We start from the raw sequence: 21918 nt of genomic DNA, 5'->3' as shown, positions 1-21918 counted from the left end.
CGTCCGGGGCTGTGAGCACACATCACACTTCGTTCTTGGGTACGTACTTGCCCATGATGCATTTATAGCTCTGCAGGTGCCATTCGTGATACGGCCCCTTGGCGAGCCAATCGGCGATGCCGATTTGCGCATTCACTGCGCAGGCGCCCATGGTGATGCCGGATTGGTCACTCGTGGTGACGACCTTTTCCATGCAGAGTTGAGCATTGCAGAGGATGGCGACGAGCGTAACGAGCATGACGGCCTTTATCAGTGGGGTTAACCCGGTCTGACCCGAATCATGCAGGGTTCATGCCACTATCAGCAGCTTTGGCGCCACGGCCGACAAGACCGGGAAAGTACGGCCGGAGCGAATCGTCACGCCCGTCAGCGCGTAGCCGCACGCCCGTAGATACGCTATAGTCGCTGCCCAACTACGACGTGAGATCGGGGCGAGCGAGGAACGTTGCGCGGTCGGGGGCTGCATCGATGATGACGTTACCTGAGTTGGCGGCAGGTGCTTTGGAGAAGTTTCTCGCCACGCATGTCAGCCGCACCTTCGGGGCTTCGCAGGCGCGCTTTGGCGAACTCCTGCCGGCCGCGGCCCGCATCGCGCTGGAATGCATCGGCAACAGCGACGCGCTCTACCACAATGTCGAGCACACGATGCTGGTCACGCTCGCCGGGCATGACATCATCCGCGGCCGCGCGCTGCACACCCACGTCACCGCCGAGGATTACACCCACACCATCATCGCCTGCCTGACCCACGACATCGGCTATGTGCGCGGTCTTTTGAAAGGCGATGGACCCGACGGCTACGTCATCGATGCCTCCGGCAACAAGGTGGTGCTGCCACGTGGCTCGTCGGATGCCGGCCTGATGCCGTATCATGTCGACCGCTCGAAGCTGTATGTGCTCGACAGGCTCGAGGCTGTCCTTCCGCTCGATCGCGAGCGCGTCGCGCGCAACATCGAGGGCACGCGGTTTCCGGCGCCCGAAGGCCAGCAATATGACGATGAGGCGTCGATCGTCCGGGCGGCCGATTTCATCGGTCAGCTCGGCGATCCCAACTACATCAGGAAGGCCAACGCGCTCTATCACGAGTTCGAGGAGGTCGGCATCAACCGCCAGCTCGGCTATGAGTCGCCGGCCGATATCGTCGACCGCTATCCGCAATTCTACTGGAACATGGTTGCGCCGCACATTCAGGGCGCCATCAACTGCCTGAACATGACGGCAAGCGGCCGCCAGTGGATCGCGAATCTCTACAGCAACGTGTTCCGCGCCGAGCGCGAGGTGACGTTGTCCGGCCCGCAAATCTGACGCCGCGGCCTTTCAGCACGGATTGCGCTGCGTTCCCCAGCCGTTCGCGGAGTGTCCACATTTGGGCCTGCTTCGTCGTTGCACGTTTCGTGGAAATCAGCGACTTTGGGCCATGGACCCCTCCAGCGACCGCGTTTTCGACCGTTCAGCATGATCTCCCGTTTCGCTCAATTGATTGCGGCTGCCGTCCTCTGCTGGCCGGCGCTCGCCGTTGCCGCCGGTCCGGTCTACGACGTCGACCTGTACGCGTTGATGTCCGGCACCTGCCGCAATGTCACCGTTGCGGGCCGCAGCTACACCTGCAAGGCAGTCGCCTATTTCCACACCCTGCGCGGCCGTTCCGAATTCACCGTGGTGCTCGACGATCCCTCCGACAAGAGCCACATCATCTCGTTCTCCGGCGAGAGCACCGAGCGCACCCAGGACAATCTGTTCGAGCTCGCGGTCGACCGCATGTTGCTGAAGTCCAGCGACCGCCCGCGGGTGGATGGCCTGCCGGTGCCGCTGGTCGAGATGTCGACAGGCTCGTGCCGTCAGGTCGGAAGCTTCATCACGCGACAGGTGTCCACCATCACCTGCGCCGCCACCGACCAGAACGGCAAGAAATACGAGCTGAGTTTCGAATCGGACGGCTCGCCGATGACGTTGCGGCGGTTGCGGCAATCGACGCTGCCCTCCGAACGGCAGCGGGCACGCCAGATCGCGCAGCTCGAATGCCGTCTCAAGGCGCGCGCCGCTCAAGTGCTGCCGCGGGACACGACGGCCTTCATGATCCGCTGCCTCGGTGAGGGCGACGGCAAGCCGGCCGACGAGCAACGATAGCCGCGCCCCGCGTTCCGGACGAGGCTTGAGGAGAATTTGATGCGTTTGAAACTCACCATCATCGCCGCCGTCGGCGTTTGCATCGCCGGGCCGGCCGCCGCACAGATGTACGATCCGAACTATCCGGTGTGCCTGGAAGTCTATGGCGGGAGGCTGACGCCCGAGTATATCGATTGCAGCTACACGTCGCTTCCGCAGTGTCAGGCGACGGCCTCGGGGCGCTCCGCGACGTGTTCGGTCAATCCGTTCTACAAAGGTCCGAAAAAGCCGCCAAAGCAACGGGGGCAGCGACAACGCCGGTCCGCCAACTAGCGCGCTCAGGCTTGCCGCCTGCCGTCGCTCAAGACTGTATGGCCGTCGTGTCCCCAGTGCGGTTGACTAACTCCGGCAGTTGTGAGGAAACGGTCCGAGCAATAAGGAGAATCCGATGCGCCTGAAACTTTTCGCGATCGCTGCGTTCGCGGTCGCGCTGGCCCGACCTGCCGCCGGACAGGCCTATGATCCGAACTATCCGGTCTGTTTGCATCTCTATAACGGGCCGATGGCCGGAGACCACATCGATTGCAGCTACACCTCGATCCCGCAGTGTCAGGCGACCGCATCGGGTCTCTCTGCGATGTGCATCGTCAATCCCTTCTTCGCACCTCCGCCACCACCCCCGGAACGTCCGGCGCGCCGCGGACGCCATCCCGTTCAGTGAGGCGGGCCCGCGAAACTCGTCCCGTCAAAGCGGCACACGCAAGGCATCGTAGGTGAACAGCCAATCATAGCGCTCGCGCACCCGGTCCGGCTGCCATTCGCGCGAGACGTAGGCATCGGCGCCTTCGGCATCGGCGAGTGCCGGATTGTGGAAGCGCCTGGCATTCTCGGCCGACTTCATCACGATCGTATTGGTCCGCGTCAGCCGCGCGGCCTGATAGCGCTGCAGCGCTTCCTCGGGCGGGAAGCGTTCGAGGCAGCGCGCCAGCACCATGCCATCCTCGATCGCCATGTTGGCGCCTTGCGCCAGGAACGGCAACGTCGGATGCGCGGCGTCGCCGAGCAGGCAGGCGCGCCGGACGACGAAGCGATCGAGCGGGTCGCGACCGAGCAGCGCCCATTTGTAGGGAATATCAAGGCTCGCGATAATGGTGTGGATCTGCGGATTCCATCCGGCAAAGGCTCCGCTGCAGGCCTCGCGCGTGCCACGTTCGGTCCACGACTCGACCGACCAGCTCTCACCCTCGAAGATACCGACGAAGTTCAACAGCTCGCCACGGCACACGGGATAGGTGATGACGTGGCCGCCCGGGCCGATCCAGTTGGTGCCAACGTCGCGTTGCAGGCTCGCCGGTAGCCGTTCCATCGGCACCAGCCCGCGCCAGGCGGCCACGCCCGAGAAGAACGGCTTGGTGTCGCCGCCGATCTGCCGGCGAATTTCGGAGTGCACGCCGTCGGCGCCGACCACGACGTCGCCGCGCCGACGCTCGCCATTGGCAAGGTGCAGCCAGATGCCGTCGCCGTCCTGGCCAAATCCGGTGCAGCGGCTGCCAAGATGCAGCCGCCCCGGCGCCCGGACCTTGAATGCGTCGACCAGCACGCGGTGAAAGTCGCCGCGATGCACCATCCAGTAGGGCGCGCCATAGATCGCGCGCGAGGAGGCGCCGAGGTCGAACAGTTTCCAGGTCCGCCCGGTGCTGAACAGCCTGATCTCCTTGCCCGAGGGCTCGCAGGCGATGGCCTGCATCTCCTGCTCGAGCCCGAGCGCGATCAGGACGCTGGTGCCGTTGGCGCTGAGCTGGACACCGGCGCCGAGCTCGCGCAGCTCGGACGCCTGCTCGAAGATCTCGACTTCGATACCACGCTGCAGCAGCGACAATCCGGCGACGAGACCGCCGATCCCGGCGCCGGCAATCAGGACCGTTGGCTTGCGGTGTGTACTCACGCGAACACCGCTATCTGCGCGTGATCAGGAAGTCGTCGGTGAATTCGCCGCGCGACAGCTTGACCGGGATCTCGCCGTCGCTGCCGATCTCGACGATCTCCGAACCGGACTTGTTATCCTCAGGGGTCAACAGCTCGATGCGCTCGGCAATCCGCTCCGCCTGCCAATCGGTTAGCTTCCAGGCAAACCGGCCGCCGAGATCGCGCATGCCGAATTCGTCGTCGGCGGGCGCCAGCACCAGCGCGTCGCGCGAGATGGCGCCGGGAATCCGCTCCGCCACGGCAATGCTCTGCGGGTTCTCGGCAAAGCGCCGCAGCAGCCTTGCCAGCGCGGCGAGATCCGCCGCCTCGCCGAGGAACAGGAACAGCGGATGAAAATCGCTCGGCATGTATTCAAATCGCAGCATGATTGTCGGTCCGTTGGCTGGGACTACTCGCTGAGCACCTTGATGACGTCCTGGGCGTGGCACAGCTCCACGGTGCCGACGTCGGCGGGCCGGGCAGGGCACTCCAGATAGCGCACCTGCAGCCACTGGCCGTCGTCCATGTTTTCCACCACTTCGGCGACGACGCCGGCCTCCAGTTTCAGCCGCGTCCCCACCTTGATCGCCATCACGTCAATCATCGCTACCCTTGCTACCCTGACCTCGCCCGGAGTTGGCCCTCGCTTAGAAGAACGTGGTGAGATTTTTGGCCAGCAGGATGTTCTGTTCAAGCAATATCTCGCGCCGCGCGATCTTCCAGCCATTGTCGGTCAGGCGCAGCGTGTCGTTGCGGCGGCCGACGAAGATGTAGGTCTCGTACTCGACGCGGTTCTGGTAGACGAGGAAGCGGCTGGTGACGTCGAGCTCGCGCACTGCGCCGACACCCGGCCGCGCGCCCTTGATCTGCACATTGCTGACCATGTGCGTGATGCGCGACAGCGGCTCCTCGGCATAGTGCACGCCGGTCAGGATCTGCTCGACCCGCTTGGTCAATGTCCATTTGTCCTCGTCGAACCAGCTGATGCCTTCGCCGCGTTTGGTGTTCTCGCGCGCGGCCTGCTGGCCGAACTTCACGTTGCGGCGGATCGGCATGAAATAGCTGATGTCGTCGGTGAGTAACTCGAGCCAGTCGCGGAAGCACCGGTCGTCGAGCAAATCGGCCTCGCGATAGTAGAAATCCTCGATATTGGCCTTCAGCCGGTAGTAGGCCGCCGATCGCTCGATCGCAGCGTTGCCGGCGTGTTGTTGTTTGTCCTGATCCTGAACGGTCGTCGTCATTGCTATCTCCTCATCAGGCATCGCACGGTTTTCAGAGCGCCGGCTGGGGTGGAATCGGTCCGCCCTGCTGGGCGAAGCAGCCGACATCGATCACGGTGCCGGACAGCGTTTCCGCTTCCGGCGACAGCAGAAAGGCCACCACATTGGCGATGTCGTCACCGGCGGCGACCCGGCCCGCGGCGGTGCCCGGCGCGCCCTTGCCGAAACGCGCCGCATCGCCGCCGACACGGCCGAGGCTCATGCCGCTGACGATGCCGCCACCGCCGGGAATCACGGTGTTGACGCGGATGCGCTGGTGAAAGAAATCGTAGGCCATCGCCGCGCTCAGCGCGACAACGCCGCCCTTGCTCGCGCTGTAGACCGCCATGTTCGGCTTGCCCCAGCCGGCGCCGGAGCCGATGTTGACGATCGAGCCGCCGCCCTGCGCGATCATGTGCGGGATCGCGGCGCGGCTGGTCAGATACGGTCCCTTCAGATTGACGGCGATGATCCGGTCGAACAGCGCCTCGTCGGTGTCGAGCACGGTGCCGAGCGGACCGATCGCGGCGTTGTTGACGACGCCGTCGATGCGGCCGAACCGCGCCATCGCGTGCGCGACCACCCTGGCGACGTCATTCGCTTGCGACACATCGGCTTCCATCAGTTCGGCGGAGAGCCCTTCGCGATCAAGCTGTTCGCGCATGGCCGGAATGGCGTTCTCCGCGGTACTCGAGACCTGCGCCGCTTCGAGACCGAAGGCGACCACCGCATGGCCGCGCCGCGCGAGGCCGAGCGTGATCGCGCGGCCGATGCCGAAGGTGCCCCCGCTGACGAGGACGGTTTTTGCGGGCGAGGTCATTCTGCGGCCTGCCGGTTGCCGGCGGGTGATCCGAGCAACTCGTGCCAGTCGCCGCCCTGCATGTAGGTGGTCCAGCGGCGGTAGAAGCCGCGCGCGATCTGCTCGGTGACTTGGGTCGAGACATCGCCGCCGAGCGGATGATCGGTGACGTAGGCGCCCATCGACTGCTGATAGTTGAACGGATAGCGCCGCGCCACCGTGCCGGTGCTGGCCGCGGTCGCATAGAGCCAGTTCTCCATGTCGTCCTGCTCGGTCATGCCGGCCGGGCCGGAGTAGCGCATGTAGTAACGGCGCAGATATTCCTTGGCTTCCTTCGGCGCGTCCTTGTCGACCAGGAAGAAGCGCCAGCCTTCGGTCGAGGTCGGGCTGTGCGGATGCCAGGCGCAAAGCCCCCGCGGCTGACGACCATGATAGGACGTGTTGGGGAAGATCGTGCCGACGAACGGCAGCAGCCGCGCTCCTTCGCCGAGCCGCCGCTTGCGCTCCTCGAAACAGTGCCGGAAGTATTTTTCGAGGATCGGGTTGTCGAGGAAGGACTCGATGTATTCGTTGGCCTCCGGCTGGATCGCGCTGTGCACGCCATGGCCTTCCGGAAAGCTGATCCAGACGTGCTGCGCCTTCTCCAGCTCGTCGTCGCGGCGGCCCTTCTTGCCGGCGGCGGCGCTCGGCCCGATGCCGATCAGGTCGACCGAGCGATGGCTTGGGTTGTGATAGGTGTCGCCGAGGAAATTCTCGGCCGCGAATTTCCAGTTGGCGGGGAACACCCATTTGTGGACGCCGATCACTTCGGAGCCGCCCTCGCGGCCGTCGCGGCAGTCGAGCGCCTGGTCGAGATGGACCTTGGCATCGCCGAGATAGGTGATGAAGTCGGGCGCGTCCTTGTCCCAGGTCGCCCAGATCGAGCCCTTGTAGTTGCAGAGCTTCGCCACCGAGACCAGCGAGTTGGCATCGCGGTCGAGCACCCCGTCATACAGCGTCCGGTGCAGCGGAACGCCCTGCAGCTTGCCGTCGGTGGTATAGGTCCAGCTGTGATAGGGGCAGGTGAACAACGACGTGTTGCCCTGCTCGTAGCGGCACACCTTCATGCCGCGGTGCCGGCACGAATTCAGGAAGACGTGGATCTCGCCCTTCTTGTCGCGGCAGAGGATCACGGATTCCTCGCCCATCCGCGATGTGTAGAAGTCGCCGGGATTGGGCACCAGGCTTTCGTGGCCGACCAGCAGCCAGGCGCGGGTGAAGACCTTGTCGAGCTCCTGCCGATAGATATCGGCGTCCACGAAGATCTCGCGGCTGATGAAGCCACCCTTGACGTCAACAAGCTGATCGAAATCGTTGCGAAGCGGCATCGGCTCCTCCTTGTCTCGCCTGCGCGACGGTCAGTCGCGGCGAATGATGGTGCGTCCTACTTGTCGAGCTTGCAGCCGCCGGTTCCCTCGGGGCGGAACGCCTTGTCGCCGGGAATGGCCGCGATCTTCTGGTAGTAGTCCCAGGGATATTTGCTCTCGTCCGGCTTCTTCACGCGGTAGAGCGAGAGGTCGTAGACGACGCGGCCATCTTTCCGGATGTGCGCGGGGCGGCCGAAGAAATCGACCGGCAGCTTGCGCATCTCGGCATTGACCGCCTTGGCCTCGTCGCTGCCGCCGGCCTCGATCGCCTTCAGATAATGGCGCACGGCGGCGTAGGTCGCGGCCTGCAGCTTGGTCGGTTCGCGCTTCTCGATCTCGATGAAGCGCTTGGCGAAGGCGCGGGTGCCGTCGTCGTCATCCCAGTAATATTGGGACGCGATGTACATGCCTTGCGCGTCGCGCAGGCCGATCGAATGGACGTCGGAGATGAAGGTCAGCATGCCGACGATGGTCTGCCCGCCTTGTTGCAGGCCGAATTCGTGGGTCTGCTTCACCGCGTTGACGGTGTCGGCGCCGGTGCCGGCCAGCGCCACCACCTTGGCGCCGGAGCTCTGCGCGGCCAGCAAAAAGGATGAGAAGTCGGTGGTGTTGAAGGGATAGCGCACCGCGCCGAGCACCTTGCCGCCGGCATCGGTGACGGCGCGCGAAGCGTCCTTCACCATCGCGCTGCCGAACGAATAGTCGACCGCGACAAAGAACCATTCCTTGCCGACGCGGCGGCCCAGCTCGCCGACCAGGCCGGCCGACAGCGCGTAGGTGTCGTCGGCCCAATGCGTGACGACGGGCGAGCATTTGTCGCCGGTGAGGTCCGATGTCGCGGCGCCCGAGACCAGCGCGGTGCGGTTGCTCTGCGTCGCAAGGCCGGCGACGGCGAGGCCGACCGAACTCACCGCAAGATCGGTCACCGCGTCGACATGCTCGACGTCGAACCATTGCCGCGCGATCCCGACCGCGACGTCGGGCTTGTTCTGGTGATCCGCCGAGATGATCTCGATCGGCTTGCCCAGCACCTTGTTGTGAAAATCCTCAGCGGCAAGCTTGGCGGCGGTCACCGAGCCCGGCCCACCGAGATCGCGGCCGCTGCCGTAGTCACCCAGCGTCGCAATCCGCACCACGCCGTCCGAGATGCCTGAGCCGTCGGGTGCGGCGTGCGCCAGCGGCGTCGCGAGCATCAGCGTGGCGATCGCGGCGGCGGCCCATCTGCGCGAGGCGTCTGTCTGCGGCAATTCCAATCCTCCCGTCGATTTTTCATATGTCCATCTAGTGGACATTATTCTCATAATTTGCGATAGTATCCGCGCGAGCCGATCGGTCAAGCGCGCTGGATGCAGCGCGCCCCGCCGAATTTGCGGATGTGGACGGATGGCAAAGAAACCGAAGGCGGAAGTTCACGACGCGGAGCAGGGGGCGTCAGGCGTGCGCGCGGTCGACCGCGCCATCGCGATCCTGCAATGCTTCACGCCGGATCAGCCGGCGATGAGCGTGATCGAGATCCAGAAGCGGGTCGGGCTGAGCCGGCCGACGCTCTATCGCCTGCTGCAGACGCTGGCGCAGCGCGACCTGATCCAGGCCGAAGGCGACCCGCAGCGCTTCCGGCTGTCGCACGGCGTGATGAAGCTGGCCCATGTCTGGCTGAACGGCCTCGAAGTGGTCGCGATCGCGCGCCCGGTCGTCGAGGGCCTGCGCGAGGCGACCGGCGAGACCGCAGCGTTGTTCCGCGAGCAAGACGATCGCGGCATCTGCATCCTCGAATGCGAGAGCCGTCACGTGCTCTCGATCAGCCGCGGCGTCGGCCACAGTCTGAGCCTGATCCAGGGATCGACCGGCAAGGCGATGTTGGCCTTCATGGACCCGAAGCGGCAGGGGGCGCTTCTTGCCAGCATTGCAAAGAGCGCGGATCGTGCGCGGCTCGAGGACGCGCTGAGCTTTGCGCGGCGCAACGGCTATGCGACCAGCCATGGCGAGATCTTCGCCGGCGCGGTCGCCGTCTCCGCGCCGTGTTTCGATCACCGCGGCGAGGTCGTCGGTTCGGTCGGCCTCTACGGACCGAGCGCGCGCATCGACGAGCGGAAGCTACTGGAATATTCAAAGCTGGTGCGCGAGGCCGGCCGGCAGATCTCGGTTCTGCTGGGCTATCAGGACGGTGCGCCCATCGCATAGGGCTTCAACACCGCATAAAGCATGTCGTGCGTCGGCGTCGGGACGCCGAGCTTGCGGCCGAGCTCGACCACCTTGCCGTTCAGCCACGGCAGTTCGAGCCGGTTGCCGCGCTCGAGATCGAGCGCCATCGAGGCCTTCATCGCCGGCGGCGCGTGTCCGATGAAGTCGAGCACTTTCGTCAGCGCATCCGGCGGCAGCTTGATGCCGCTGGCGTGCGCGATCGCGATGATCTCCTCGCAGGCCGATACGAAGAGCGGCCGCAAGTCGGGATCGTCGCGCAGCTTGCCGATCGGCAGCCGCGTGACCGCGGTCATGCCGGCATTGGTGGCGAGGCCGACGAACTTCATCCAGAGCTCGGTGTTGATCTGCTCGCTCAAGGTCGCGTCGAAGCCGGCCTTCAGGCAGAGATCGAGCAGCGCCTTGCCGCGCGGCGTGATGCGGCCGTCGAGCTCACCGAAGATCATGCGCATGAAGGTGCCGACCTGGTTGATGACACCGGGCTTGATGATCGACGCCGAGATCTGCGCCACGCCGCCCATCACGGCGTTGCGTCCCAGGATCGAGACCAGCCTGTCGGGCGCGTCGATGCCGTTCTGCAGCGGGATCACCGCGGTGTCGGGGCCGACCATCGGCCTGATGTGTTGGCCGGCGCTTTCGACGTCCCACAGCTTGACGCAGAACAGCACGATATCGACCGGGCCGACGCTTGCCGGATCGTCGGTCGCCTGGGTCGGGACCAGATGGGTTTCGCCGCGGCCGCCCTGAACCTTCAGCCCCTCGCTGCGCATGGCGGCCAAATGAGCGCCGCGCGCGATAAAGGTGACGTCGGCGCCGGCATGCGCGAGCGCCGCACCAAAGCCGCCCCCGACGCCTCCGGCGCCCACCACTGCGATCCGCATGATTGTCTCCTTGTCCGTCGCTTTGGACCGCAGCCTCGACGATGTCGGCGCAATGCGCAACCCGGTTGCGCTATTGCGCAGCCCAGCCTGTCTGAAAATCACGTGACCGCGGCCTTGTTTGTTACGCCATCTTCCTGCGTTGACTTGCCCGCCCGAACCGCTAAGCCATTTCGGAAAGTTCGGGAGGAATGCGTGGCGATGACGGAGCCGACGGCGGTCGCGCTTGACAATGCGACGGTGGCGTTTCGGTTGGCGGATGGACGCGTCTATACCGCGGTCGAGCAGGCCAATCTTTCGGTTGATCATGGCGAGTTCGTCGCCATTGTCGGGCCGACCGGATGCGGGAAGTCGACGCTGCTTAACGTCACGGCCGGGCTGCTCAAGCCCGCGGCCGGAACGGCAAGGATCTTCGACAAGCCGCTGAGCGGCCTCAACCGCGATGCCGGCTACCTGTTCCAGGCCGATGCGCTGTTCCCCTGGAAGACCGCGATCGACAATGTCGCGATCGGGCTCGAGATATCAGGCACGCCGCGCGCCGATGCGCTCGCGCGCGCGCAGAAATGGCTGACCTCGGTCGGGCTTGGCGCCTTCGCCAATCGGTATCCGCACATGCTGTCGGGCGGCCAGCGCAAGCGTGTTGCGCTGGCGCAGGTCCTGATCCGCGATCCGAAGATCCTCCTGATGGACGAGCCGTTCGGTCCGCTGGACGCCCAGACCCGGCAGATCATGGGCAATCTGCTCTTGGAATTGTGGAGCGCCGACCGCAAGGCGGTGCTGTTCGTGACCCATGATCTCGAGGAGGCGATCGCGCTGGCCGATCGTGTCGTGATCATGTCGGCCGGCCCCAGCGCGCGCATCATCGGCGACTGGCGCATCACGCTGCCGCGACCGCGCGACATCGCCGAGATCCGGATGGAGAAGGATTTCCATGCCCTGCACCGCGAGATCTGGGGCGTGCTGAAGGACGAGGTGATGAAGGGCTATGTGCAGTCGACGCAGGCGGGAGCTGCCTGATGTCGCGCATCGCGTTGTTGTCCCTGCAGGTTCTGGTCGCCGTCGTCACACTGGTACTGTGGCAGCTCTTCTCCACTGTGCCGGTGTTCGGCAAGGTGCTGCTGCCGCCGTTCTTCTTCTCCAATCCGGTCGACGTCTTCAGCCAGATTGTAAAGTGGTTCTCGACCGGGGTGATCTGGAAGCATCTCGCGATCACGCTGTGGGAATCCATCCTCGCCTTCGTGATCGGCTCGGCCGGCGGCATTCTGGTCGGCTTCTGGTTCGCGCGGCAACCGCGCGTCGCCGCGGTGTTCGATCCCTATGTGAAGATGGTCAACGCACTGCCGCGCGTGGTGCTGGCGCCGATCTTCGCGCTGTGGTTCGGGCTTGGCGTCTGGTCCAAGGTCGCGCTCGGCGTGACCCTGGTGTTCTTCATCGTGTTCTTCAACGTCTATCAGGGCGTCAAGGAAGTGCCGACCACGGTGCTCGACAATGGCCGCATGCTCGGCATGAACGAGCGGCAGCTGATGCGCCACGTCTACTGGCCCTCGGCGCTGTCCTGGATGTTCTCCTCGCTGCACACCTCGGTCGGCTTTGCGGTGGTCGGCGCGGTGGTCGGCGAATATCTCGGCTCCGCCGCCGGCCTCGGCTATCTGATCCAGCAGGCCGAGGGTGTGTTCGACGTCGCCGGCGTGTTCGCCGGCATGTTCGTTCTGTCGGCCTTCGTCATCCTGATCGACATGGGCGTGACGATGGTCGAAAACCGGCTGCTGGTGTGGCGGCCGACGGCCGTGACGCGGGACTAAAGCATGATCCGGAAAAGTGCGAAGCGGTTTTCCCGCGCGACAAACGCGGGAAGCGTTTGCGCGGAGATCATGCTCAAACAAAGAGCTAGAGCGCGATGACGATTCAACCTAATCACATCGCGCTTTAGTTAGGGCACTTCCGGCGCGGCCTCGATCAAGCCGCGGATCTTCTCCGTCACCTCCGGGTCGATCGGATTGTAGACGATCATGCTGAGGTCGGGCCGGCCGTCGACCGCGAACGCCGAATATTCGAACTTGACCGGGCCCAGGATCGGATGCCGGAGCTGCTTGACGCCTTCGCCGTGCGTTCGCACGTCGTTGTCGCGCCACAGCGCCGCGAATTCCGGACTGAGCCGGCAGAGCTCGTCGACGAACGGTTGCACCTCGGCAGCGGCGCCGGCACGCGCTGCGTCGACCCTGAAGGCGCCGACCACGAAGCGCGCCACACTGGCCCAGTCGTGTTGCGCGGCGCGGACGCGCGGATCGAGGAACATGAAGCGCAGCACGTTGCGCTCGCGCGGCGGCAGCGATCCGTAGTCCGTCAGCATCACGGTCGAGGCCCGGTTCCAGGCGACGATATCCCAGGTCGCGGTGCGTAGCACGGCGGGGCGCGGTTCCAGCGCGTCGAGCACGCGCTGGAGCCGGGGCGTGACGCCTTCGCTCTTCTGGTAGCGCACCTCGGGCGTGCGGCCGAGGCCGAGCAGGAACAGATGCTCGCGCTCGACATCGGTCAGCATCAGCGCACGCGCGATGCGGTCGAGCACATCGGCCGAGGGCGCGCCGCCGCGGCCCTGTTCGAGCCAGGTGTACCAGGTCGCGCTGATGTTGGCGCGCTGCGCCACCTCTTCGCGGCGCAGGCCCGGCGTGCGCCGCCGCTCCGGCGGAAAGCCGAACACGGCCGGATCGAGCTTGCTGCGGCGGTCCTTCAGGTAGGCGCCGAGCAGGTTCTCTTGCGCGAGCGGTTCGCTCATCCTGTTAGCTATTATACCATGATAAGGTCACTACTTTAACAGGATAGCGTGCAGGGCCAGATTTGTCTCCAACGAAACCTGGAGACTTCCTCATGCGTGTGTTCGTCACTGGTGCCACCGGATTCATCGGCACTCCCGTCGTCAAGGACCTGATCGCCGCCGGACATCAGGTTCTTGGCATGACCCGTTCGGACGAGGGGGCGAACGCGATTTCTGCCGTCGGTGCGGAGGCTCTTCGCGGCTCGCTCGAGGACCTTGATAGCTTGCGCAAGGGGGCAAGCGCTTCGGATGCTGTCATTCACCTGGGCTTCGTTCACGACTGGTCCAATTTCGCGAAGAGTTGCGAGATCGACCGCCGCGCCATCGAAGCCCTGGGCTCTGTTCTGGCTGGATCGGACAGGCCATTGATCGTAACCGGGGGCTTGGCGGGGTTGGCCAAGCCCGGCCAGATCGCAACCGAGAACCAAACGATATCGCCGGATTTCCCATTTCCCCGCGTGTCGGAACAGACGGCCCTGTCGCTGAAGGGTGTCCGCGCGTCGGCCATGCGTCTTCCCCAGGTCCACGATCCTGTCAGGCAGGGTCTCATCACCCCCTTGATCGCGGTGTACCGCGAAAAGGGCGCGTGCGCCTATCTCGGCGACGGGCAAAATCGCTGGCCGGCAGCGCATGTTCTCGACGTGGCGCGCCTCTACCGGCTGGCCATCGAACAGGCTGAGCCGAACGCGAGGTATCACGCCGTCGCGGAAGAGGGGGTCTCGATGCGCGATATTGCCGAAACGATCGGACGGCGCCTGAAGCTGCCGGTCAAATCCATCGCCCCGCAAGAGGCGCCGGCCTTCTTTGGCTGGCTCGGCACGTTCGCGGCATACGACACGGCGGCTTCCAGCGAGCAGACGCGCAGGAAGCTTGGATGGCAGCCGACCGGGCCAGGGTTGATTGCCGATCTCGAACAGCTGGTCTATTCCGCGCAGTAGGATGCGTAAGGTGGGTTAGCCGAAGGCGTAACTCACCATTTTCTCCGCGGGTGGGCACAGTTGGTGGGATGCGCTTCGCTCACCCAGCCTACGCAGCCGATCACAGCGGGAAGCATCGCATGTAGGCCGCAAACAGTGTCTCATCGCTGTAGCTCACCAGCTCGTGGGTAACCGCGTCGGCCAATTCGAGGTCGCGGTTCTGCACGCGCAGCCAGGCCTGGGTGTCGGCGGTGATGGTCAGAGCGGCTTCACCGACATGCCGTCCCGGCACGACCTGGAGGTCCTTGCCCTTGATCGCAACGGTCATATCCAGCGCGCTTGCACCGGTGAAGCGCAGATGCGTCACAAAATCCAGACCTCGCGCCCTGCCGCGCTGGAATCCGAGCGAGAGCGAAAAGATATAGGCCTGCAGGCTGCCGGTATGGCGGCCGGACGTGACATGCTGAAGCTTCTTGTGTGGAAAGCGCCGGGTCACGGTGTCCTCGGCGTCGGTATCCGGGATCACGTAGACGAACTCGTCCTTGTCGATCAGCGGCTGCACCACATCGGCGAAATGGGCGTCGCGATCGTGCAGGAAGGGGCCGATCACGTCTTCGCCGGCCGGGCAAGCCGAAATGCAATAGGCCGCCTTGTAGCCAGGCTTGAACGACAGCGATTGCCAGATGTTCAGCGTCTCGGTGCGGGGAACGCGGGCGCGATAATCCCTGGCGTCCTTTGCATCCGCGACCTTCTCCACCCACTGCGTGAAGTTGCCGAGAAAGTCGTGATAATTGTGGGTGTGGCAGGACAGGAAATCGAAGCCGCCGTCCGGCTTGATGGCGCCGACCGGGCAGGCGGCGACGCACAATTTGCACTCCAGGCACGGATTGTAGTCGATCGGGTGGTCATGGGCGTCGACCTCGCAGCCGAGCAGGATGGTGCCGAGCAGGACGAAGCTGCCGAATTTCGGGTGGATGACGCTGCGATGGATTCCCATGCGGCCGAGACCGGCTTCTACCGCGATCGGCTTGTGCTGGACCATCATGATCCTGGGCAGGTCCATCTCCATCGGGAACGCGGCAACCGAGTTGCAGGCCGGGATGCCGTGCTCGTCGAGCGCGCGAACGATGGCACGCGCGGTTTCGTTGACGTGATCGTAAGTGCTGTGGAATTCCTCGTTGGCGACCGAGCGCGAGGGCGAGCGCACCGGCTCGCGGTTCATGTGGCAGACGATCGCGAGCAGGGAGCGGGTCCGGCTATAGACCTTGCGAATGAAGTCCCGCTGCGACGCGATGGCGGCCCGTTCGAACTCGATGATGCCGACATCATCGGCTCCACATCTGCGCGCGATATCCTTGATCAGCTCCGATGAAACTGGGACGTCGCGGACCGGTTCGCTGCTGCGCGCGCGCACAGCCCTGACCGTGGGGTGATCGTCCAGGCTCATGGTTCCGGCTTTCCATAAAATGACGATAATAATACTATGGAGTGGGTGAACTCGAGGCAAGTGAATTATATGTCAAGCGTCATGTAATTGAGCTGCCACCCAAATGATGGATTCGCGTAATGCTCGGACAACGCTTTGCACGCGGGTAATGATGTCAGCTCCGTCATCCTGAGGAGCGCCAACGGGTCCGCGCGAAGCGCGGCCCGATGACAGGCTCCACGCGTTTCGAAGGATGGACGGCCACACTCGGGCCATCGCCCCTTCGAGACGGCCGCTTCGCGGCCTCCTCCAGCGACAAAGGCGAAGCCTTTGCGCGGGGGTGACGGTACGCGCGTCGCGATGACGGCGAACGGACCGGTCGTCAGTCCAGCAGTTTGGTATCATCCGGCGCCTGCGGCGGCGTCTTGATCGCGATGGCCTTGATGGCGCGGCCGTCCAGCTGTCGGAAAGTCGCCTTCTCAAGGCCTCCCGGCTCCTCTATCTTGCCGGCCAATCGAACGGAGGACGTCATGAAAAAATGGCTTGGCAAGCTTGCCGGAACGCTGCTGGCGCTGACCCTGTCCACGGGCCTTGCCGCGGCGCAAAGCAAGATCACCATCGCGGTCGGGGGCGGCGCTTGCCTGTGCTATCTGCCCACCGTGCTGGCCAAGCAGCTCGGCGAATACGACAAGGCCGGGCTTGCGGTCGAACTGGTTGACCTCAAGGGCGGCTCGGACGCGCTCAAGGCCGTGCTCGGCGGCAGCGCCGACGTCGTGTCCGGCTATTTCGATCACTGCGTCAATCTCGCGGCCAAGAAGCAGGAGCTGCAGGCCTTCGTGGTCTATGACCGCTATCCCGGCCTCGTGCTCGTTGTTTCGCCGAAGCACACCGGCGAGATCAACTCGATCAAGGATCTCGCCGGCAAGAAGGTGGGCGTCAGCGCGCCGGGCTCCTCGACCGACTTTTTCCTGAAGTATCTGCTCAAGAAGAACGGCCTCGATCCGGCCGGCACCGCCGTGATCGGTGTCGGCCTCGGCGCCACGGCGGTTGCGGCGATGGAGCAGGGCCAGATCGACGCTGCTGTGATGCTCGATCCTGCCGTCACCGTGCTGCAGGGCAGCTACAAGGACCTCAAGATCCTCAGCGACACCCGCACCCAGCACGACACGCTAGCGGTGTTCGGCGGCGAATATCCCGGCGGGGCCCTGTATTCGACCGCGGCCTGGGTCAACGGCCACGAGAAGGAGGTGCAGGCGCTGACCAATGCGATCATGGCGACGCTGGCCTGGATCCATTCTCACAGCGCGGAAGACATCATGGCCAAGATGCCGGACGAGATCGTCGGCAAGGACAGGGCGCAGTATCTCGCGGCGCTGAAGAACACGATCCCGATGTATTCGGAGACCGGCAAGATGGATCCCAAGGGTGCGGAGGCTGTGCTCGCGGTGTTCAGCGAGGGCTCGCCGGAGGTCGCGAAGGCCGGCATCGACGTCACCAAGACCTACACCAACAAGTTCGTCGATCAGGTCAAGAAGACGACCGGAAGCGGAAAGTAAACGCGTACGGATATGCAGTCTCCGCTCATTTGTCGTGTCACCGCGCTCGACCTTGCCTTGCAGCGGCGTCCGTGGCCGTTCGCGGACCAGCGGCGTGCCGAGATCGATGCGCATTTCGCCGAGCAGCAGCGGCTGAACCCGAACCTGTGGAACGGCCGCGTCCTGCTCGGGCGCGATCCGGTGTTCGCCGGCGAGCGGCTCAGCGCGAGCTATTTCGAGACCGATTTCGCGAGCTTCCTCGCCTGGCGCGACTGGGGCTTTCCGGACCGCGAGGTGTTCAACGGTTTCGGCATGGGCGCGCTGCTCGCGAGCGACGGCGCCTTCGTGTGCGGGGTGATGGGCGAGCAGACCGCGAATGCCGGACGTATCTATTTCCCGTCAGGGACGCCCGACCTCGACGACATCAGGGGCGAGACGGTGGATATCGCCGGCAGCGTGATGCGCGAACTCGAGGAGGAGACGGGACTGTTGCCGTCGGATTGCCGCGGCGACGCTGACTGGCACTGCATCTACACCGGCGTTGCGCTCGCGATGATGCAGATCCTGCGCGTCGATATGCCCGGCGACGCGCTGCGTGCTCGCATCGAGGCCAATTTGGCGCAGCAGGAAGACCCCGAACTCGCCGGCATCCATCTGGTGCGCAGTCGCGCCGATCTCACTCCCGCAATGCCGCGTTTCGTCACCGCGTTCATCGAGACGCAGCTGCCGGCGTAGGCAAAGGAATGCGCAATGACCGAGCAAGCCACCGCTGCCGCTGCATTGACACCGGCAACCGCCGATGGCCCCCAAACGATCAAGGTCATCATTTCGGGTGGATTCGCCGCGGTCTACCGCGACGTGCTGCCTGAATTCGAGCGAAGCACGGGCATCAGCGTGGAGACTGGATCGGGTGCGTCCGAGGGCACCGGTCCGAAGACGATCAGGCACCAGCTTGCGAACGGCACCAAAGCGGACGTGGTTATCCTTTCGCGCGAGGGACTTCACAAGCTCAACGAAGACGGCCGGATTCGTGCCGGATCGGAGGCCGGACTGGCGACGGCACCTTTGGCCGCGGCGGTTCGGGCGGGCTCTTCCAGGCCGGACATCGGCAATGATATCGCGCTCAGGAAAGCCTTGATCGACGCCGGCGAGGTGGTGGCGCCGAGCAGCACGAGCGGGCAGTACGTCCGCGACAAGGTTTTCCCCAGGTTGAACTTGCCGGACACGGTCAGGCTCACCCTCGAGGCGCGCGGAACCGAGGCGGCCGAAGCGCTTAGAGCAGGCAAGGCAAATCTCTCGATCGGTCCGACCAGCGAACTGGTTCAGGAGAGCGGCATCGAAGTTGTCGGTCTGCTGCCGCCAGATCTCCAGCTGGTGCAGACCTTCACGGCCGCGATCGTCAGCGACGCGTTAGCGCCGAAAGCAGCCAAGCGCCTGATCGATTTTCTTGTCTCGGACAGCGATATTTTGCTCGCGGCCATCAAACGGGCCGGCATGGAACGGCCCCGCGGATAAATTGCCGCCGCCAACCGCACGCCCCAGCATCGCGCGTCGGCACCATTCCGCCGAAACTTTGCGCAAGCCTGCGCGGTGCGGACGCAGCCATCGCGCTTGACATCATCGGCCGCTCCCCCTGTGATAGGGCGGCACGACAACAAAAAATGCAGTGCACAATCTCTGGGGAGGGATTCATGCCGGTCAGGAGGGCTGCCCGCTGGCTTGCGGGTCTATCCGTCGCGCTTGCGGCGCTCGGTGTGGCCAATGCAGCGCATGCGCAGGACAAGAAGATCAGGATCGGCGTGATCTTCGATTTGACCGGCCCGCTGGCCGGCGGCGGCTCCGAGCTGCAATATACCGGCGTCAAGATCATGCTCGACCATTACGCCAAGACCGGCGTCGAGGGTTACAAGGTCGAGGCCGTCTATGCCGACGCGCAGAGCAAGCCCGACATCGCGATCAACGAGGCCGTCCGCCTGCTCGAGCAGGAAAAGGTCGACATGGTGATGGGCTTCTTCTCCTCGGCGCAATGCGTGCCGGTGTCGGCGCGGGTCGAGCAGATGAAGAAGTTCATGTGGATCACGACCTGCATTTCCTCCGGCGTGTTCGACGGCAAGAACTACAAATACGTGTTCCGTCCGCAGGCTGCCGGCAACCAGTACGGCATGATGACGACCGATTTCATCGCGCAATACTCCATGTCCAAGTTCGGCAAGGAGCCGAAGGACCTCCGCGTCGCCATCATCCATGAGGACGGCGCCTATGGCGTCGACGTCGCCAAGGGCAATGAGGCCGGCGCCAAGAAAGCCGGCTTCAACATCGTGCTCAAGGAGGGCTATTCGGCGACCGCGCCCGATTTGTCGGCGCTGGTCACGAAGCTGAAGCGCGCCAAGCCCGACGTGATCTTCCATACTGGCTACAATCCGGACATTACCCTGTTGTTCCGCCAGGCTCGCGAGCAGGGGCTGAAGTTCGGCGCCATCGTCGGCCACGGCGCGGGCTACGGCGTCTACGAGAAGCTGAAGGAAGGCCTCGGCGCCGACGCCAACTATCTCTTCAACACCGACCCGATCTCGATCTGGCTTGCCAACCAGAAGAACATGGATCCGAAGCTGCCGCCGGTCATCAAGATGGTCGGCGAGGAGTTTGACCGGCTGAAGCCCGGCGTGCCGATCCGTTCCGCCCATGTCGGCATCGGCGCGGCCAACGCTTATGTCTTCCTCGACGACGTCTTGCCGCGCGCGATCAAGAAGTATGGCGGCGTCGATCCGGATGCGCTGCGCAAGGCCGCGCTCGACACCGACATACCCGAGGGCGGCACCATGCTCGGCTACGGCGTGAAGTTCTACGGCGAGGGAGAGCAGTATGCCGGGCAGAACGCGCGCTCGTTCCCGGTGGTGCTGCAATATATCGACGACAAGTCCTATGTGGTGTGGCCGAAGAGCCAGATGCAGCGCGAGACCGAGCTGCCGTTGCCGGCCGGCACCACCTACAGCTACAAATAGCTCGCTCGCGAAGGGAACTGCCGTGCTCGCCGTCGAAGGCCTGGTCAAGCGGTTTGGCGGCTTTCGTGCCGTCAACAACGTGTCGTTCCGCGTCGAGCAGGGCGAGATCCTCGGTCTGATCGGCCCGAACGGCTCCGGCAAGAGCACGATCTTCAACATGCTGTCGGGCACCTTGCCGCCGACCTCCGGCTCGATCCTGTTCGACGGCCACGAGATCGCGGGGCTCGCCCCGCACCGGATCATCAACCGTGGCGTCGGCCGTACCTTCCAGATCCCGCGGCCGTTCCATCGCCTCAGCATCTTCGAGAACGTCGTGCTCGCCGGCTTCTACGGCCAGGGCCGCCACAGCCGCGGCAAGGCCGAGGAGGCGGCCGAGCGGGCGCTCGCGATGGTCGGTCTGCCGACCGATCGCAACGCCAGCGTCGAGGGCCTGGGCGCCGCGGGCCTGAAGAAGCTCGAACTCGCCAAGGCACTCGCCACCGGCCCGAAACTGTTGCTCGCGGACGAGAGCCTTGGCGGCCTCGACGAGGCCGAGATGGACCAGGCCGCCGACATGCTGCGCCGGATCCGCGACGAGCTCGGCATCACCATCATCTGGGTCGAGCACATCATGGGCGTATTGATGCGCGTGGTCGATCGCGTGATGGTGCTCGATCACGGCGAGAAGATCGCCGAGGGCCTGCCGGCCGATGTCGCCGGCGACGCAAAAGTGATCGAGGTCTATCTGGGCACCGATGCGGATGCGAGCCTCGCGGCCGCGGCGGCAGCCCAGGCGCGGCGCCGGATCGGGGCGTGAGCGCATGCTGGAATTGAAATCGATCGACGCGGGCTATGGCAGCTTCCAGGCGCTGTTCGACGTCAGCCTCGACGTCAAGGCGGGCGAGGCGGTCGGCGTGATCGGCCCGAACGGCGCCGGCAAGACTACCTTGATGCGGGTGATCTCCGGGTTGATCCGCCCGATCAGAGGCACGATCGCGATGGAGGGCACCGACGTCGTCGCGACGCCCCCGCATCGCATAGTCAGCCTCGGGATCGCGCATGTGCCGGAAAATCGCCGGCTGTTTCCGCGGCTCACCGTCGGCGACAACCTGAAGATGGGCGCCTACATGCCCGGTGCCCGCGCGCGTTACGCCGAGCGGCTGGAGTTCGTGTTCGAGCTGTTTCCGCGCATGAAGGAGCGCCAGCACCAGATGGCCGGGACGATGTCGGGCGGCGAGCAGCAGATGTGCGCGATCGGCCGTGCGCTGATGTCGAACCCGAAACTGCTGCTGCTCGACGAGCCGTCGGCCGGGCTCGCGCCGGTTGTGGTGCAGCAGGTGTTCGAGCTGGTCAAGCGCATCCGCTCAAGCGGGCTGACGGTCCTGATCGTCGAGCAGAACGTGCAGCAGGTGCTGCGCGTGGTCGACCGCGCCTATCTGCTGGAAGCCGGCAGCATCCGCGCCGCCGGATCAGCTGCGGAGCTGGCGGCGAGCGACACCATCAAGCAGGCGTATTTGGGTGTGTGAGGGGATGATGACATCACATCTGGCAGGCGTGTTCACCCCGTTTCCCGTCATCCCCGCGCAACGGCTCCGCCGTTGTCGCTGGAGGAGCGGCGTTAGCCGCGTCTCGAAG

26 protein-coding genes are annotated in these 21918 nt (G+C 64.7%); 14 read left to right on the top strand and 12 right to left on the bottom strand.

All coding sequences use genetic code 11. The features are described 5' to 3' along the window. Positions 1-22: 22 nt before the first annotated feature. A complete protein-coding gene (locus XI02_RS31465; RefSeq protein WP_016844293.1) occupies positions 23-238 on the bottom strand; it encodes a hypothetical protein in 216 nt (71 codons plus the stop codon). A 230-nt stretch (positions 239-468) separates the two neighbouring features. Here XI02_RS31465 and XI02_RS31460 point away from each other — a divergent pair, with 230 nt between their 5' ends. The 4 genes from XI02_RS31460 to XI02_RS31445 all read left to right on the top strand — a co-directional run bounded on the left by XI02_RS31460 (position 469) and on the right by XI02_RS31445 (position 2827). Further along, positions 469-1305 (top strand): hypothetical protein, encoded by an 837-nt coding sequence (locus tag XI02_RS31460; RefSeq protein ID WP_026193124.1) that lies wholly within the window; start codon positions 469-471, stop codon positions 1303-1305. Positions 1306-1455: 150 nt separating this feature from the next. Continuing rightward, positions 1456-2127: a hypothetical protein gene (locus tag XI02_RS31455; RefSeq protein WP_244981068.1), complete on the top strand. Its 672-nt coding sequence runs from the start codon at positions 1456-1458 to the stop codon at positions 2125-2127. Between the two features lie 39 nt (positions 2128-2166). Continuing rightward, entirely contained in the window at positions 2167-2439 is a 273-nt protein-coding gene (locus XI02_RS31450) for a DUF3551 domain-containing protein (protein ID WP_018272985.1), read from the top strand. A 115-nt stretch (positions 2440-2554) separates the two neighbouring features. Beyond that, on the top strand, positions 2555-2827 hold the full coding sequence (locus XI02_RS31445; RefSeq protein WP_069277938.1) for a DUF3551 domain-containing protein: 273 nt from the start codon (positions 2555-2557) through the stop codon (positions 2825-2827). Between the two features lie 24 nt (positions 2828-2851). On the opposite strand, the gene XI02_RS31440 is transcribed toward XI02_RS31445, so the two are convergent. The 7 genes from XI02_RS31440 to XI02_RS31410 are packed head-to-tail and all read right to left on the bottom strand — an operon-like array spanning position 2852 to position 8788. Beyond that, positions 2852-4051 carry an FAD-dependent monooxygenase gene (locus XI02_RS31440; protein WP_172647474.1) on the bottom strand — a complete coding sequence of 400 codons (1200 nt, stop codon included), beginning with the start codon at positions 4049-4051 and terminating at the stop codon, positions 2852-2854. A gap of 10 nt (positions 4052-4061) precedes the next feature. Further along, positions 4062-4457, bottom strand: a complete 396-nt coding sequence (locus XI02_RS31435) for a hypothetical protein (RefSeq protein WP_069280631.1) — start codon at positions 4455-4457, stop codon at positions 4062-4064. A 23-nt stretch (positions 4458-4480) separates the two neighbouring features. Then, a complete protein-coding gene (locus XI02_RS31430) occupies positions 4481-4663 on the bottom strand; it encodes a hypothetical protein (protein WP_035632139.1) in 183 nt (60 codons plus the stop codon). A 55-nt stretch (positions 4664-4718) separates the two neighbouring features. After that, positions 4719-5312 carry a 3-phenylpropionate/cinnamic acid dioxygenase subunit beta gene (locus XI02_RS31425; protein ID WP_172647475.1) on the bottom strand — a complete coding sequence of 198 codons (594 nt, stop codon included), beginning with the start codon at positions 5310-5312 and terminating at the stop codon, positions 4719-4721. A 31-nt stretch (positions 5313-5343) separates the two neighbouring features. Then, positions 5344-6150: an SDR family NAD(P)-dependent oxidoreductase gene (locus tag XI02_RS31420; RefSeq protein ID WP_172647476.1), complete on the bottom strand. Its 807-nt coding sequence runs from the start codon at positions 6148-6150 to the stop codon at positions 5344-5346. Further along, complete coding sequence (locus XI02_RS31415; RefSeq protein ID WP_018272981.1) at positions 6147-7496, bottom strand: aromatic ring-hydroxylating dioxygenase subunit alpha; 1350 nt, start codon at positions 7494-7496, stop codon at positions 6147-6149. Before XI02_RS31415 ends, XI02_RS31420 begins: the two co-directional genes overlap by 4 nt. Positions 7497-7552: 56 nt before the next feature. Beyond that, on the bottom strand, positions 7553-8788 hold the full coding sequence (locus tag XI02_RS31410; RefSeq protein ID WP_172647477.1) for an ABC transporter substrate-binding protein: 1236 nt from the start codon (positions 8786-8788) through the stop codon (positions 7553-7555). A 130-nt stretch (positions 8789-8918) separates the two neighbouring features. Between XI02_RS31410 and XI02_RS31405 the strand changes: the two genes are divergently transcribed. Further along, positions 8919-9716, top strand: a complete 798-nt coding sequence (locus XI02_RS31405) for an IclR family transcriptional regulator (RefSeq protein WP_016844305.1) — start codon at positions 8919-8921, stop codon at positions 9714-9716. Here XI02_RS31405 and XI02_RS31400 read toward each other — a convergent pair. After that, positions 9692-10615 carry a ketopantoate reductase family protein gene (locus XI02_RS31400; protein ID WP_244981070.1) on the bottom strand — a complete coding sequence of 308 codons (924 nt, stop codon included), beginning with the start codon at positions 10613-10615 and terminating at the stop codon, positions 9692-9694. The two genes, XI02_RS31405 and XI02_RS31400, sit on opposite strands and share 25 nt — an antisense overlap. A gap of 198 nt (positions 10616-10813) precedes the next feature. Between XI02_RS31400 and XI02_RS31395 the strand changes: the two genes are divergently transcribed. After that, complete coding sequence (locus XI02_RS31395) at positions 10814-11629, top strand: ABC transporter ATP-binding protein (protein WP_172649122.1); 816 nt, start codon at positions 10814-10816, stop codon at positions 11627-11629. Beyond that, positions 11629-12414 carry an ABC transporter permease gene (locus XI02_RS31390; RefSeq protein ID WP_069277931.1) on the top strand — a complete coding sequence of 262 codons (786 nt, stop codon included), beginning with the start codon at positions 11629-11631 and terminating at the stop codon, positions 12412-12414. Before XI02_RS31395 ends, XI02_RS31390 begins: the two co-directional genes overlap by 1 nt. A gap of 128 nt (positions 12415-12542) precedes the next feature. On the opposite strand, the gene XI02_RS31385 is transcribed toward XI02_RS31390, so the two are convergent. Continuing rightward, positions 12543-13385 (bottom strand): helix-turn-helix transcriptional regulator, encoded by an 843-nt coding sequence (locus XI02_RS31385; protein ID WP_016844309.1) that lies wholly within the window; start codon positions 13383-13385, stop codon positions 12543-12545. A gap of 92 nt (positions 13386-13477) precedes the next feature. On the opposite strand from XI02_RS31385, the gene XI02_RS31380 reads away from it, so the two are divergent. Then, the gene (locus XI02_RS31380) at positions 13478-14362 is read left to right on the top strand and encodes an SDR family oxidoreductase (RefSeq protein WP_172647478.1); all 885 of its coding nucleotides are present in this window, start codon (positions 13478-13480) and stop codon (positions 14360-14362) included. 100 nt (positions 14363-14462) lie between these two features. On the opposite strand, the gene XI02_RS31375 is transcribed toward XI02_RS31380, so the two are convergent. Both XI02_RS31375 and XI02_RS46070 read right to left on the bottom strand, forming a co-directional pair. Beyond that, positions 14463-15788 (bottom strand): 4Fe-4S binding protein, encoded by a 1326-nt coding sequence (locus tag XI02_RS31375; RefSeq protein ID WP_016844311.1) that lies wholly within the window; start codon positions 15786-15788, stop codon positions 14463-14465. Between the two features lie 361 nt (positions 15789-16149). Next, positions 16150-16281 carry a hypothetical protein gene (locus XI02_RS46070; RefSeq protein ID WP_256438771.1) on the bottom strand — a complete coding sequence of 44 codons (132 nt, stop codon included), beginning with the start codon at positions 16279-16281 and terminating at the stop codon, positions 16150-16152. Positions 16282-16297: 16 nt separating this feature from the next. Here XI02_RS46070 and XI02_RS31370 point away from each other — a divergent pair, with 16 nt between their 5' ends. From XI02_RS31370 to XI02_RS31345, 6 genes are all read left to right on the top strand, one after another. Continuing rightward, the gene (locus XI02_RS31370; RefSeq protein WP_172647479.1) at positions 16298-17323 is read left to right on the top strand and encodes an ABC transporter substrate-binding protein; all 1026 of its coding nucleotides are present in this window, start codon (positions 16298-16300) and stop codon (positions 17321-17323) included. Positions 17324-17335: 12 nt separating this feature from the next. Continuing rightward, entirely contained in the window at positions 17336-18037 is a 702-nt protein-coding gene (locus XI02_RS31365; protein ID WP_016844314.1) for an NUDIX hydrolase, read from the top strand. Between the two features lie 15 nt (positions 18038-18052). Next, positions 18053-18817, top strand: coding sequence for a substrate-binding domain-containing protein (locus XI02_RS31360; RefSeq protein ID WP_172647480.1), 765 nt, complete (start codon positions 18053-18055; stop codon positions 18815-18817). A 176-nt stretch (positions 18818-18993) separates the two neighbouring features. After that, entirely contained in the window at positions 18994-20304 is a 1311-nt protein-coding gene (locus XI02_RS31355; protein ID WP_069277924.1) for an ABC transporter substrate-binding protein, read from the top strand. Positions 20305-20326: 22 nt separating this feature from the next. After that, positions 20327-21100 (top strand): ABC transporter ATP-binding protein, encoded by a 774-nt coding sequence (locus tag XI02_RS31350; protein ID WP_172647481.1) that lies wholly within the window; start codon positions 20327-20329, stop codon positions 21098-21100. A gap of 4 nt (positions 21101-21104) precedes the next feature. Then, a complete protein-coding gene (locus tag XI02_RS31345; RefSeq protein WP_026193121.1) occupies positions 21105-21809 on the top strand; it encodes an ABC transporter ATP-binding protein in 705 nt (234 codons plus the stop codon). Positions 21810-21918: the final 109 nt, after the last annotated feature.

The organism is Bradyrhizobium sp. CCBAU 21365, assembly GCF_015291305.1.
Taxonomy (GTDB): domain Bacteria; phylum Pseudomonadota; class Alphaproteobacteria; order Rhizobiales; family Xanthobacteraceae; genus Bradyrhizobium; species Bradyrhizobium elkanii.
This window is presented reverse-complemented; position numbering and strand designations above follow the sequence as displayed.